Origin of the sequence: Yersinia sp. Marseille-Q3913, assembly GCF_963892745.1 — a bacterium.
Taxonomy (GTDB): domain Bacteria; phylum Pseudomonadota; class Gammaproteobacteria; order Enterobacterales; family Enterobacteriaceae; genus Yersinia; species Yersinia bercovieri.
Window position 1 is genome coordinate 189,824 of record NZ_CAWQAF010000011.1, and the last position, 14,443, is coordinate 204,266.

The following is a 14,443-nucleotide window of genomic DNA, read 5'->3' on the forward strand; positions in this document are numbered from 1 at the left end:
TACCTTACTCCATGGTTTGTTCAGCAAACAATTGCACCTGGATCTCTCCCGCTTCTGCCAGTAGTCGTACCCGCGCCATGATCTCTTTACGTACATGTTCTACACGACTGATCGGCACAGGCCCCATACGATTCGTCGCATTTTGCAACTGCTGTATTTGGCGTTTGGGCAACACATCGTAGATAGACTGGCGCAGCATCGGCTCGGTGCCTTTCAGTGCCACCGCCCAATCACTCATCGGGATATCATCCATCAGGCGTTGCAAGGTGGCTTCACTTTGGCGGCTCAAGATAAAGAACTCATACATCTCATCTTTCAGCTCATTCAAGATCTCTTCATCGCGCTCACCCAGTTGTTCCAACAACTGTTGCTGGTTACCGGGGATGCGATTGACAATATTCGCTGCTTGCTTAATTCCTATCACTTTGGAGCCGTGCTCCGACAGCACGGCCACACCGCGTTCAATCAGACGATCCAGTTCTTCAATCACATCGCGGTTCACATCATCAAGCTTGGCAATGCGGTATAACACGTCATCCTGGCGGCCTTTATCCAGATAGCTCAGCACTTCCGCTGCAACATCTGGGGGTAAAAATGCCAAAAAAACAGCCTGTAATTGCAAGTGCTCCTGTTCAATCAGCGCCACCAGCTGCGGTGTTCCTACCCACTGCAACCGCATCATGCGGTGGCGAATTTCATCGCCATAAATACCATTAATGACACTTTTAGCGATATCACTGCCCAACGCCTTGCTCAGAATCTCTTGCAGGTAGCTGCGGGATGCGCCGTTAATACCGCTTTGTTCACGATAATCCACAAAGAAATCATCCAGTGCCTGCCGTGCATGGGTCAATTTGACGCCATGTAGGCGGGACATCGTCTGACTGACACACACCACTTCTTCACGACTCAGTTTTTGCATCACCGCCGCCGCCGCTTCTTCACCGATGCTCAACAACAAAATCCCGGCCTGCTCCAAACGACTGCGTACTTGGCTTGAGGTAGACGCAGCAGGGAGGTCATCGCTGATAGCGGTTTCATCACTCTGATTGGGGCTTAATTCGTTCATTATTATTAATCCATTGTTTAATGACTTCGGCGACACGTTCAGTTTCTGACTGAGCCAGTTGTTGCAAGTAGTTGACTTTGGTCTCCAAACCAGACCCTTGCGGTGGCAAGTTATCCTCCTGCTGGAATGACGCGCCAGAGAGCGGCGATATGACCGGTGGAGGGCTTGTATTCGTGCTATCCAATGGCGCCGGGCTATCACTGCCTTTTTCCGTTGCGAGCACTAATGGGCGATGACTCGGATCATTGCGCAATAGTCGCTTGATCAATGGCCGCACGACAAAGAGCAGGGACAGCAGCGATAACAAGCCAATACCCAGAATTTCAGCCCAACGATGCGTGATTGGATCTTTCCACCACAAGAGTTCAGGTTCATGAATCAGGGTTGGCGCACTAAAGGCCAGCATATTCAGTGTCAGAGAGTCGCCCCGCTTAACATCAATGCCGGCGGCATCTTCAATCAGGCGCTTCAATTCGCTCAACTGCTCTGGGGTCCATTTCTCCAGTGCTGGTGCAGATTTATTCAAGATAACGGCTACCGTCATCTTCTCCAGCTTAAAACCCGGATAGCGGACATGGCGGATATCGCGGTCATAGGCATACTTGCGTTGTGCCTGGCTGCGGCTAGCAGTGGGCGCTGAGTTTGCGGCATTGAGTTGAGCAGCAGGCTGATTACTCAGGGAACCCGGTATCCCCATCGCCATATCCTCATTGCCATTTTCCTGCTGGATGTGCTCATCACTAACACGGGGTTCTGTGCCATAGCGCTCCAGTGTCTCTTCAATGCGACTCAAGTCCAGCTGTGTCGCCACACTGATGCGGTAATTGTTTGTACCGACCACGGAACTCAATAGATTGGCAATACTTTTCTCGGTAGTGCTCTGCAAGTAATCGGCTAATTCAGCCCCACTCTTCACACTCGCCATCCCCTTGCCGTTGGCCTGATAGGCTTCTGACAACAGCTCACCATGCTGATCAACCACCCTCACATTGGCGGCTTTCATTCCGGGGATACTGCCCGCAACCAACTGGACAATCGCACCCACTTGATCCGTTTTCAGTATCTGGCCATATTTCAAGCGCAGCACGACCGATGCACTACTTTCAGAGCGATTACTGATGGCAAAGGAGCTGGCTTCACTCATACCTAGGTGAACACGCGCATAATCTACGGCGGTTAATGCCATGATACTTTGCGCTAACTCCCCCTCCAGACTGCGTTTGTAGCGCACATTTTGGATAAACTGGCTACTGCCCAGCATGGTTTCTTTATCCATCAGCTCATAACCGGTCGGCAAAGTGGCTGTAATGCCTTTGCCTGCCAGCAAAATGCGGGCTTTACCTAGCTGTTTTTCGGCAACCAATATCTGACCGTTATCCGGATTAATACGATAGGCGATGGCCTCACCATCCAGCACCTCGACGACCTGCGCCACCGGAATATTTTCCTGTGAGCCAAACAGTGCCGTGTAACCTTGCGAACTACGCCAAAGGCTCAAAATAATCGCCCCGCTGACCAGAATAGCCACCGCGCCCATCAAGATGCTTTTTTGATTATCACCCAACCTAACGGTGGGGATTTTTTGCTTAATTTTATCTAACACCGATTTACCTTACAGCGCAGTATTCATGACTTCATCGAGCGCAGTGGTAAGCTTGTTACGCACCTGCACCATCGCAGAGAAAGCCACACTGGCTTTCTGACTTGCTAGCATCGTGCCTGTTAAATCGTCACTGATGCCCATATCCATGGCGGTCTGCTTGTCGCTGGCCACATGTTGTAAATTATTCACGCTATTAATCGCGCCATTGAATACGTGGGAAAAAGAAGCGGAACTGGCCTCCTTTCTCTGAACAAACAAACTACTACCGGCAGGCTCAGGTAATATTGTGTTGAACTCAATACGGTTGCCTGCCATGGCTGCCATCTGCTGCATTTCCGCTATCATGGGCAATTGCAGATTGGGCATAGTGATAGCCCCAATTTTATCCATCATTTTTTCCTCTTATGAGTAACACTCGATATCGATACCATCTTCGCGCATATTGGCTAATCGGTATCGCAGCGCTCGCGGTGTAATACCTAAAAATGCGGCCGTTTTGGATTTACTTCCCTTGTGTCGTTGCAGTAAATCCACGATATATTGATATTGTGCCAAGCGACCGCGCAATTTAATGTTACCTTCACCATCAGTAGGCTTCACACTTGAAACAGAAAAGATCGGCTTATTTTCTGCCACTTTATTTTCTGTTGACGTGATTTCATCCGCAGCAAATAGACCTAAATGTGGAATATCTATCAAACCGTTATTACTCATAATGATCCCTCGCTGAATAACATTTTCCAATTCACGGACATTTCCCGGCCAAGGGTATGTCTGTAACTCATTTTGTGCTTGCGGAGTAATATTAATTTTCACTTCCAAAAAATTACGATATTTTTTAAAAAACGCCATCACCAGCGGCATAATATCCTCAGGTCGTTCCCTCAGTGGCGAGATATGAATGGGAACAACGGAGAGACGATAATAGAGATCTTGACGAAAACGTCCTTCAGCAATCTCTATACCCAAATCTTTATTCGTTGAGGCAATAATTCTGATATCTAGCGGAATGCGCTTGTGACCACCTAAACGCTCAACTTCTTGCTCTTGCAGCACGCGCAATAACTTAACTTGTAGTGCTAACGGCATATCACCTATTTCATCTAGTAATAGTGTTCCACCATTAGCTTGTTCAAACTTACCTGCAACACTGGCAACCGCACCGGTAAACGCCCCTTTTTCGTAGCCGAATAATATCGCCTCGAGCATACTCTCAGGAATAGCGGCGCAGTTAACAGCGACATAGGGTGAATTGCTCCCCATAGCTTTATGATGAATATACTTTGCTACGCACTCTTTGCCCGTCCCTGTTTCACCGGTGATTAATACCGGAACATTAAATTCTGCCACCCGACGAGCAAGAGAGAATACACTCACACTGGAGGGAGCATTAGCAACAAAACCATGTTCATTTTTAGATAGTACATCCATAGTCGTATTCATAATAATGTAATCACTCTCCAGAGAAGCCAATAGAACATATTCAGCAAAACATATTCAACCGTTAATAAAGCGACCTTAAAAATCATTTCTTAAATGCTAAGAAAAGAAAAAACAAAAAACCATAATCGATTGTTCAATCATTAATATGACAGCAAGAAAACCCACTGAGGGAGAACTATATCCTCCTCGTTGAAAATAAAGGAATTAAATAAAAATTAAAAAAATTAACTCATTAAAATCAATGCATTGAAAAAAATCTATTAATCTAAGGATAAAAAACAAATAAATTAATAATTAAATACCTATTGTACTGTCTTGTAATAAAAGGTTTAATCACAATCCTGTGAGAACTTAAGTTACAAACCGATGAGGACGCTTATATAGCGTATTATTTATCCTTTAGTTAAATTAACATTGGTGAATGTGTGATTTCACACTCTGTAATCAATATGACTCAATAGCATTAATACAAACTCACGTCTCATAACTGCTGGTAAAGGTGAGGCGAATTAGTCGGACTGGAATTTTGGATAAGCTATGCAGCAAAACAAAGCTAAAGTAAGAGTTTATAATGGTGACTCACTGCCGGATATATTAGCGCTTGATATTAATAAGCTAGGACGTCCTTATCATAAAATACCCAAGATCGTAGGTGATTACTTTGCTGTTATTGAGGCTGAAGTTAGTCTCTACTTCTTAAAAAAGTATCGTATCAATATTACACTATCAAATATTAAGTTTAAGTCGGATTGCAGTTATAAAAATACACAAGTGCTCATCAGTCAAATAGGCAATATCGGATTTGATATCGACCGCACTCTACTGCTGAACATCCTTAATGACTACTATGGTTTAACCAAAGAAAAAAACATTATTTCTTCTATGGGGGATTCACCAATAACAAAAACCGAAGAAAGATTAAAAAACAAGCTGAGTCTTGAGATAACAGATTTAATCCTGAATCAGCCCGTTTTTGGTGATCCTTTAGCGATAAAAAATAGCAATTCTACCCCAATAATGAATTGGTCATATCGCATGGATTTTTGGTTAAAAGATTTTGAGAATTGTGGCTTTACACTTCTGATTGATCTTCCTCATGTGGATAGACTTCTCAATACACTAAAAACCAAACAAAAAGAGGAAAATAAAAAACTGCAAACCCTATCAACCGCACAATTCGATTTGTTGATTAGCAAACTGCCGGTTCAACTCACCAGCCAATTAAGTTGCAGTGAATTGACATTTTCTGAACTGATGGAGTTAAGAGAGGGCGATATTATCTTCGCCACACTCCCTGAAAGATTTCCAGTACTTATTGGCAAGCAGCATATATTTAGCGCTGTGATAACCGAGAGTCGCGGCAAGCTATTTTTATCTGAATTTAATGACAAAACTAACGAGATAAACCATGACTGACCAATCAATTGAACTCAGCAATGAGTTGGACTTTAACTTCTCAATGGAAGAGCCAACAGTCAGTGCAGCACTGCCTGTCGAAGCTGTTGAAATACCGGCCACAGTGGATAGCAACCTGCATGAGCAAAAACGCAAAATATCACTGTTCAGCCGTATTCCTGTCACCTTGACACTAGAAGTCGCCTCAGTAGATATCCCCCTTTCTGAATTGATGTTAGTGAATAATGATTCTGTCATTGAGTTAGATAAATTGGCGGGAGAACCACTGGATATCAAGGTCAATGGCATCTTGCTCGGTCAGGCTGAGGTGGTTGTGGTCAATGAAAAGTATGGCCTGCGCATTATTAGCTTCAATAGCCAAGGTTTGGGTGAACTCGCGCTATGACCTTCAGCCACCTGCAAGCTATGACCCCTGCCGTCGTGAGCCGGAGCCGATTGGACTGTGGCTTATTGAAGCCAGGATCATTGTTCCGCGGATTGCTTTTCAGTGGATTATTGTTCAGTGGGTTATTGTATTCCCCCTCTCTTCTGGCACAGGAGGGGGGAATCACCCTGTTCAGCACCGCGCAAACAGCGAGCGGCCAGGATTATAACGTCAAAATTGAGATCCTGATCTTGATGACGTTGCTCGGCCTACTGCCCATCATGATGTTGATGATGACCTGCTTCACCCGCTTTATTATCGTGCTGGCGATATTGCGCCAGGCGCTGGGGTTGCAACAGAGCCCACCCAATAAAGTGCTGACCGGGATTGCGCTGGCATTGACCTTATTGGTTATGCGACCGGTCTGGACCCAGATCCATGAAAATGCCGTCATTCCTTTCCAAAATGATGAAATCACCTTGCCGCAAGCACTTAGCCGGGCAGAAGTGCCACTCAAGAACTATATGCTCGCGCAGACCAGCACTAAATCGTTGGAACAGATGATGGAAATTGCTCAGGTCACTGGCGATGCACAACAGCAAGATCTGACTGTGGTGACGCCCGCTTATCTTCTCAGCGAGCTGAAAACAGCCTTCCAGATAGGTTTCATGATTTACATTCCGTTTCTGGTTATCGACCTAATTGTCGCCAGTATTTTGATGGCAATGGGCATGATGATGTTGTCACCTTTGATTGTCTCTTTGCCGTTTAAATTGATGCTATTTGTCTTATGCGATGGCTGGACATTAATCGTGGGTACGCTGACTGCCAGCGTTCAGGGGCTATAGCATGATGACCACTGATATTGCCGGAGATATTATTGCTGCCGGATTACAACTGGTGTTGATCATTTCGGTGGTTGCAATCATCCCCAGTTTGTTAACCGGGCTGCTGGTGAGCATTTTCCAGGCCACTACGCAGATTAATGAGCAAACACTCAGCTTCTTACCACGGTTGGTGATGACCATGCTGGTCTTGATTTTTGCCGGCAAGTGGATGATTACCAAACTGAGTGACTTCACCGTCAACATTTTCCAGCAAGCCGCACAGTTGGTTGGATAAAACTGATGGGAATCGATATTCAGATGTTGACGACCCCACTATTTGCCCTCTGGTTGCCCTTTGTTCGCATTTTATCATTTTTGCATTTTTGCCCGGTTATTCAGCATCGGGCCTTTACCCGTAAAGCGAAAATTGGCACCGCATTACTGCTGGCAGTACTCATCACACCAATGCTCCGCCAGCCCGTGATCCTCGGCGAGTTGCTGTCGATGAACTCACTATTATTGGCTGGCGAGCAAATTCTGTGGGGTTGGTTATTTGGCTCAATGCTGCAATTGGCTTTTACCGCGCTGCAAGCCGCCGGGCAAATTTTATCCATGAATATGGGGTTGGGTATGGCGGTGATGAATGATCCAGCCAGCGGTGCCTCGACGACGGTAGTTTCACAAATCATCTATGTTTTTAGCGCACTGATCTTTTTTACGCTGGATGGGCACTTATTGCTGGTCACCATTCTATACAAAAGCTTCGTGAGCTGGCCGATGGGTGAGGCTATCAATGATTTCTCGCTACGCTCGCTGGCATTAAGCCTCGGCTGGATCATCTCCTCCGCCACACTGCTGGCGCTGCCAACCACCTTTATCATGCTAATCGTCCAGGGATCATTTGGTTTACTGAACCGTATTTCACCCACTTTGAACCTGTTCTCTCTCGGATTTCCAATCGGCATGCTGTTCGGTTTGCTGTGTTTACTGTTATTGGCAATCAATGTGCCCGATCATTATCTCAACCTGACCAACGAGATCCTGACTCAGCTTGAGCGGATGAAGGTGAACTGATGTCGGCGAGCAGCGGAGAAAAAAGCGAAAAGCCAACCTCAGGAAAACTGACTAAAGCCAGAAAGAAGGGGGATATCCCGCGTTCAAAAGACGTCACCATGGCGGCTGGGTTGGTCACCTCATTGATCATACTGACGGTATTTTTACCTTATTATAAGGAGTTGATACGCGAGTCATTTTTAGCTGTTGGCCGAATGGCCGGCAGGATCGATGATCCCGCCGCACTTGAACAGTTACTGTTGACTAACATTTATATCTTTTTGAAATTCTTGGCTACGCTGGCCCCTATTTCGCTGGTCACTATATTGGCAACCTTAATCCCTGGGGGTTGGAATTTCACGCCAGTAAAATTAATTCCTGACTTTAAAAAACTCAGCCCTCTGGCGGGTATTAAGAAAATATTTTCCGCCAGTAATGGGACAGAAGTACTGAAAATGCTCGGCAAGTGCAGCATCGTGCTTTACATGCTGTATTTTATGATCACCAGTTCACTGGCTGATTTGCTGCGTTTACAGGCTTTGCCTTTACAGGAAGCGATCACTGAAGGTTTCGCCTTATATCACGGTATTTTGGTCTATTTCATCGCCATTATTGTGATATTTGCCGCCATCGATATTCCGCTGAGTACTTATCTTTTCACCAAAAAAATGAAAATGACTAAGCAGGAGGTCAAACAAGAACACAAAAGTAATGAAGGAAACCCAGAGATCAAAGCTAGGGTTCGTCAGTTACAACGGCAATTTGCCATGGGCCAAATTAATAAATCTGTTCCTGATGCTGACGTGATTATTACCAACCCGACTCATTTTTCAGTTGCATTGAAATATGCCCCAGAAAAAGCCAGCGCTCCCTATATTGTCGCAAAAGGGAAAGATGATATCGCTTTGTATATTCGGAGTGTTGCTAAAGAGCACAATATTGAAATTGTTGAGTTTCCCCCTTTAGCTCGAGCGATTTACCATACAACCAAGGTTAACCAACAGGTCCCAGCCCAGTTATATCGCGCCATCGCTCAGGTATTGACCTATGTTATGCAGGTTAAGTCCTGGCGCGCCGGGCAGGCAAATAAGCCGGTATTAAATACCCACCTTGGTATTCCCAAAGAGATGCAGAAATTCCATGATGAAAAATAAATTTAATTATATTGCTCATGTGCTGAAAGAGACACATGTCACTGTACCAATATTAATACTCTGCGTACTGGCAATGGTTATTTTGCCTCTATCACCAATCGTATTGGACATCTTATTTACTTTTAATATTGTTCTATCAGTATTAGTTTTATTGGTCAGTGTCAATAGTAAACGGCCTCTCGATTTTGCAATATTCCCGACCGTATTGCTGATTGCAACCTTAATGCGCCTAACATTGAATGTGGCCTCGACTCGAGTGGTATTACTCAATGGTCATGAGGGCGCGGGTGCTGCAGGTAAGGTCATTGAAGCATTCGGTCAGGTGGTCATTGGCGGCAACTTTGTAGTTGGCTTCGTGGTGTTTATCATCCTGATGATCATCAACTTTGTGGTAGTAACCAAAGGTGCCGAGCGAATTTCTGAGGTTTCCGCGCGCTTTACATTGGATGCCTTGCCAGGAAAACAGATGGCAATTGATGCCGATCTGAATGCTGGGTTAATCAATCAGGAGCAAGCACGTCTACGCCGCAAAGACGTCGCCAGTGAAGCTGATTTTTACGGTGCAATGGATGGTGCATCCAAGTTTGTTCGCGGTGATGCCATTGCCGGTATTATGATTTTGGTGATCAATGTTATCGGCGGTGTTTGTATCGGTATCTTTAAGTACGATCTCAGCGCTAGCCAGTCGTTCCAGCAATATGTCTTGCTGACCATTGGTGATGGCTTGGTCGCACAAATTCCGTCGCTATTATTGGCAACCGCAGCAGCAATTATTGTCACTCGAGTCAGTGATGGCGGGGATATGACTGATGAAATTAAAGATCAGTTATTGGCTAAACCGACCATCTTATATGCTGCGGCATTTGTGATGTTCATTCTCGCCATTGTGCCGGGGATGCCCCATCTTGCCTTTCTCAGCTTCACCGGATTACTCCTGTTCGCTGCTTGGCAGCAAAGTAAAAAAATTCAGCAAGCTGATGCTGAACCCGATCTTACAGCCATCAACCAAGCCATCTCTGAAGATAGTGCGTTAAATATCAATTGGGAGAATATCCCGGTGGTTGAGCCCATCGGCCTGAATTTGGGTTATAAACTGGTAACACTGGTTGATGAATCAAAAGGTCGTCCGTTGATCCAACGCCTGCGGGGGGTACGGCAAATTATTTCCGAAACCTGCGGAATTCTATTACCCGAAATTAAAGTCCGGGAGAATTTTCGCTTAAAACCCTCTCAGTACACCATCAATATTAATGGTGTCAAAATGGCGGGGGGCGAAGTCCATATTGATAAACTGATGGCAATTCCTACAGCGGAACAATATGGCGAGATCGATGGTATTCTGGCTATAGATCCAACTTACGGCCTGGCCGTGGTGTGGATAGAGCCACATGATAAAGCGGCCGCTTTAAACTTCGGTTATCAGATAGTTGATTGTGCCAGTGTGGTAGCAACACATGCGAATAAAGTGGTGCGGGATCATTTATCTGAACTGTTTAATTATGACGACATCACTCAATTACACCAACGGCTTGAATCACTGTCACCACGTCTGGCTGAAGATTTAGCTGCGGCACTTAATTTCAGTCAACTGCTTAAAGTGTATCGCCAATTATTAATCGAAAATGTCTCACTGAAAGATATAGTTACCATTGCCACTACCTTAGTGGAAAGTGCCAATGTCACCAAGGATGCTCTGTTATTGACCTCTGATGTGCGCTACGCCTTGCGTTCCGGGATCGTTAATGCCATCAATGGCGACGATAAAAATCTGGCGGTTTATACCATCAATCACGATTTAGAGAATATGTTATTAGGCTCACTGAATCAGGCACAGCAAGCGGGAAAAGTTGTTTTGGATAATTTCCCTGTTGAACCCAATATCCTAACTCAGCTGCAACAGAATATGCCCATCATTAAAGAACAAATGAAGGCAGAGAATCACCAGCCAATTTTATTAGTTACACCACAACTACGCCCATTGGTCGCGCGCTATGCACGATTATTCTGCGATGGGCTAAATGTATTGTCTTATAATGAAGTGCCCGATGATATGGCACTGAATGTCATTGGTACATTGGAGTAAAGGCGTTATTTCACAGAAAGTGATGATAAAACTAGCCACAGTGTAAAATCAGAGAAAATAACACTGTGGCCTAGCGTAAAAGTCAGTTATCCATAAATGTTTGTTGCCATTGTGTAATGGTTTTTGGTCTCTTATCTTTATCGCCAGCAACATTAGTAAAATAGTGAATCTGCAAATCGCCATTTTTTTCTGGTGCAACAAAAGCAGCCCATATCTCACCGGTAGGGCTATACATGATTATTGATGCGCGTTTATTGGCCGCACCACGCACCCAGGTAGTTAATACTTTAGCCCCTCGGTTATCCAGATCAGGGGTATAGATATAGACATTGGCTGAAGCAACAAATTGAGTGTAATTATCACCGACTAAATCGCGGAAGTTTTTATCGTCCACAGCATTAGCAAAAATGCCGATAGAGAGCAGTGTTGGTTCCTGGCGGGGATCTTCATCCGCTCTCACATATTGCCCATCAATAAAGACATCTTTAGGCATCGAAATACGACACCCCCAACTACCATTGCTGTGTACCTGAATAGAACCATCTTTTATCGGGATCAGCAACAAGCGACAATTTGATGTTTTATCAATGAGATCAACAACAGCTAGCCCCTCAATTTTACGCGCTTCGGCGCTGAAAGCACCACTGTTTTCGCCCGACCAGGCACGGCTATCAATACTGAGGCCCCACTCGGTAATTCGGTTAATTTTGATAACACCTCCTCGCTCATTCCCTTTGGTGATATTCCACCACTGCCCCTTCCAATCAAAATTCTTATCAATATCAGACATAGATGCGATGCCTTGAAAATAGGCGCGCTGAATACAGCTATTACTGGTACAGCTATTCAATGCTTTCTCCCACACTCGCCGTTGCTGATAAATGATTTCAGTATCATATTTGACGAGCATCGCCTGATAGATCTCACTGAATGTTTGGTCTAACCAGTGTAAATCCTCATTACTGCATACGGTGTATTCCACCGGTGTCACCGCCCGCTGGCAGTTAATGGCGAAAGAGGAGGATGAAAAAAGCAGTATCAAAACAAAAAATACACCACGAAAAGAAGTCATATTCATTATTTAACCTGATGAAGAATATATGATTTTTATTATTACAAGCCAACTGCAACCATTCGTATTGTATCGTTTTTATAAAAAAATATCTTTAATTGAAAATAAAAAACCACCCGCCCAGACTAATCACTTAGCCCAAACGAGTGGTTTATATACTTAATTTTTTATTACGGCAGAAGTTTCGCTAACTTAAGCTTAATCCTTATTTTAATTATGGTTATGCCGTTTGCATGTTATCCGATAGTTTAAATACCGAAACAGCATCAGTCAGTTGGCGAGCCTGTTCTTCCAACGAGGCCGCTGCTGCTGCGGATTCTTGCACCAGGGAAGCATTTTGCTGTGTGACACCATCCATCTCAGCAACAGCCTGACCAATTTGGCTGATACCACGGCTTTGCTCATCGGAGGCAGAGGCAATTTCACCCATAATATCAGTCACATTTGTCACTGCCTGAACAATGCTGTTCATTGTTTCTCCGGCCTCAGAGACTTGCTTTGAGCCAATATTGACGCGAGAGACCGATTCGCTAATTAGCCCCTCAATCTCCTTGGCGGCCTGCGCACTACGTTGCGCCAAATTGCGCACTTCACTGGCGACCACGGCGAAACCACGCCCCTGTTCACCCGCACGAGCAGCTTCAACTGCCGCGTTCAAAGCCAGAATATTCGTCTGGAAAGCAATACTGTTAATCACGCCGATGATGTCAGCAATACGCCGCGAGCTTTCGGTAATACTACTCATGGTCGCAACCACATCATTAACTATCCGCCCGCCATTTTGTGCCGTGACAGAGGCATTATCTGCCAGCTTACTGGCTTGATGCGCATTCTCCGCATTCTGTTTCACCGTCGCATTCAGCTGCTCCATGCTGGCAGCCGTCTCTTCCAGTGCTGCCGCTTGCTGTTCGGTGCGCGAAGAGAGATCCGCATTGCCTGCTGCTATCTCGCCCGCGCCAGTATAAATGGCATCGGTGCTACTGCGGATAGTCGAAACAGTGTTCACCAGGCTATTTTGCATTTCACGCAAATAGGGGATTAATTGCCCAACGCAGTTGCGGCCAAATTCAGCCATTGGTCGACCTAGCTGCCCTTCTGCCATCCGCTTAAAGTGCTGTTTAATCGAATCCAACGGGCGCACCAGATAGTGAACAATGTAACGATCGGTTAATAGCAAAATAATGAAACCGGCAATTAATGCCGCTACCAGCGCCCGCTCACACCAAGTGACCAATAGCTCAACCCGAACACTGGCGGCCTCGGTTATTTGATCGACAGTAGAGTTATATTTCTCTACTGCCGCGCCAAACTCGCGACTTAATGGTGGATAACCTTGATTAAACAGATTGTTATAATCATCAAAGCGATTCTCAGTTACCGCCTTGAACATAGGTTCTATTCCTTGACTCAGGAGTGTTGAGTAGCTTTGAATCGTTTTATCCGTCAATAAGGGGTCCATCGGCTCATGCTTTTGCAGCTTAAATGCCGCCAACGCGTCTTGGGTATTTTTAAGCGCCACTCCTGCTGAAGCCAGTTCACGATCTGCATCGGCAGTTGCCCCACTCTGGCGATATGCTGCCGCACGACTTAAACGTGTTACCACGCGGAAATATTGGTCATTACCTCGGTTAATAATATTAATGTTTTTCTGTTGATTGGAACTCAGTTGCAAAGAGTGCATCAATTGATTAAGTGAAAATAGTGTAAAGGTTGAAACACCTCCCCAGAGCAACAAAAATATAACAAGAATAGATAATAACGCCATCCTGATGGTGATATGTTTTAGAAAATTCACGGGAATACCCCTGTGTTTTATTTTTTTAGTTTATTTCCTTGAGATTTCAAGGTGTTTATCGCTGATAATTCCCGCAGGGAAAAAGTCTTAATATCAGGATTCATCATCAAAATAGCATAAAATCAACGCAAAAGATCAAGGCGGCCGATCAATAATAAATAACTGATTGATTTTATCTATTAAAATGTAAATAGCGATCGCAAATCTTGATCAAAAAATGATTAAAAATTCTCAGTATTTTTCACAGAATATGTATTTATTTTGAATATAAATACAGTGTCATCTTGCCTATTAACTATTAGGATTATAAGCCAAACAATTAATTTGATTACTGAGTCGCCATTAGCGGCACCTGCAATGTCAGCATTAAACACTCCACTAAATGATATTTTAAGAAATAAATAAAAAACTAACAAAAATTCATTAAAAAACTATCAGGTCCGATATGCAGCAGAATTTATCAATTTATCGACATTGTCTTTGGTATCGATTTTTAAGCAAAGAAATAGGGCGGGAAGAGTGACAATTTTATTCATTGATATGCGGCTAAATGCATAGCGCAAT

12 protein-coding genes and 1 pseudogene are annotated in these 14,443 nt (G+C 44.6%); 7 read left to right on the forward strand and 6 right to left on the reverse strand.

Going from position 1 to position 14,443, the window contains the following annotated elements:
- Positions 1-4 precede the first annotated feature (4 nt).
- From AACW11_RS05920 to AACW11_RS05935, 4 genes and pseudogenes are all read right to left on the reverse strand, one after another.
- Positions 5-1,069, reverse strand: coding sequence for a flagellar motor switch protein FliG (locus tag AACW11_RS05920; RefSeq protein ID WP_212584046.1), 1,065 nt, complete (start codon positions 1,067-1,069; stop codon positions 5-7).
- Positions 1,041-2,672 carry a flagellar basal-body MS-ring/collar protein FliF gene (gene fliF / locus AACW11_RS05925; protein WP_212584047.1) on the reverse strand — a complete coding sequence of 544 codons (1,632 nt, stop codon included), beginning with the start codon at positions 2,670-2,672 and terminating at the stop codon, positions 1,041-1,043. Before fliF ends, AACW11_RS05920 begins: the two co-directional genes overlap by 29 nt.
- 9 nt (positions 2,673-2,681) lie before the next feature.
- Entirely contained in the window at positions 2,682-3,062 is a 381-nt protein-coding gene (gene fliE, locus AACW11_RS05930) for a flagellar hook-basal body complex protein FliE (RefSeq protein WP_212584187.1), read from the reverse strand.
- Positions 3,063-3,074: 12 nt separating this feature from the next.
- A pseudogene (locus AACW11_RS05935) lies at positions 3,075-4,148 on the reverse strand (sigma-54 interaction domain-containing protein); the annotation flags it as partial.
- A gap of 504 nt (positions 4,149-4,652) precedes the next feature.
- Between AACW11_RS05935 and AACW11_RS05940 the strand changes: the two are divergent.
- Genes AACW11_RS05940 through AACW11_RS05970 form a run of 7 tightly spaced genes read left to right on the forward strand, consistent with a single transcriptional unit; the run spans position 4,653 to position 11,012 of the window.
- Positions 4,653-5,531 carry a FliM/FliN family flagellar motor switch protein gene (locus tag AACW11_RS05940; RefSeq protein WP_212584048.1) on the forward strand — a complete coding sequence of 293 codons (879 nt, stop codon included), beginning with the start codon at positions 4,653-4,655 and terminating at the stop codon, positions 5,529-5,531.
- Positions 5,524-5,916, forward strand: coding sequence for a flagellar motor switch protein FliN (gene fliN, locus AACW11_RS05945; RefSeq protein ID WP_212584049.1), 393 nt, complete (start codon positions 5,524-5,526; stop codon positions 5,914-5,916). Before AACW11_RS05940 ends, fliN begins: the two co-directional genes overlap by 8 nt.
- Positions 5,913-6,743, forward strand: a complete 831-nt coding sequence (gene fliP, locus AACW11_RS05950; protein ID WP_212584050.1) for a flagellar type III secretion system pore protein FliP — start codon at positions 5,913-5,915, stop codon at positions 6,741-6,743. The genes fliN and fliP overlap by 4 nt, the downstream gene beginning before the upstream one ends.
- A gap of 1 nt (position 6,744) precedes the next feature.
- Positions 6,745-7,017 (forward strand): flagellar biosynthesis protein FliQ, encoded by a 273-nt coding sequence (fliQ, locus tag AACW11_RS05955; protein WP_048617708.1) that lies wholly within the window; start codon positions 6,745-6,747, stop codon positions 7,015-7,017.
- Positions 7,018-7,022: 5 nt separating this feature from the next.
- Positions 7,023-7,796 (forward strand): flagellar biosynthetic protein FliR, encoded by a 774-nt coding sequence (gene fliR, locus AACW11_RS05960; RefSeq protein WP_054873053.1) that lies wholly within the window; start codon positions 7,023-7,025, stop codon positions 7,794-7,796.
- Complete coding sequence (gene flhB, locus AACW11_RS05965) at positions 7,796-8,929, forward strand: flagellar biosynthesis protein FlhB (protein ID WP_212584051.1); 1,134 nt, start codon at positions 7,796-7,798, stop codon at positions 8,927-8,929. The genes fliR and flhB overlap by 1 nt, the downstream gene beginning before the upstream one ends.
- The gene (locus AACW11_RS05970; RefSeq protein ID WP_212584052.1) at positions 8,916-11,012 is read left to right on the forward strand and encodes a flagellar biosynthesis protein FlhA; all 2,097 of its coding nucleotides are present in this window, start codon (positions 8,916-8,918) and stop codon (positions 11,010-11,012) included. The genes flhB and AACW11_RS05970 overlap by 14 nt, the downstream gene beginning before the upstream one ends.
- Before the next feature lie 82 nt (positions 11,013-11,094).
- Here AACW11_RS05970 and AACW11_RS05975 read toward each other — a convergent pair whose 3' ends face one another.
- Both AACW11_RS05975 and AACW11_RS05980 read right to left on the reverse strand, forming a co-directional pair.
- Positions 11,095-12,090 (reverse strand): lysozyme inhibitor LprI family protein, encoded by a 996-nt coding sequence (locus tag AACW11_RS05975; RefSeq protein ID WP_212584053.1) that lies wholly within the window; start codon positions 12,088-12,090, stop codon positions 11,095-11,097.
- A gap of 214 nt (positions 12,091-12,304) precedes the next feature.
- The gene (locus AACW11_RS05980) at positions 12,305-13,879 is read right to left on the reverse strand and encodes a methyl-accepting chemotaxis protein (protein ID WP_212584054.1); all 1,575 of its coding nucleotides are present in this window, start codon (positions 13,877-13,879) and stop codon (positions 12,305-12,307) included.
- Positions 13,880-14,443 lie beyond the last annotated feature (564 nt).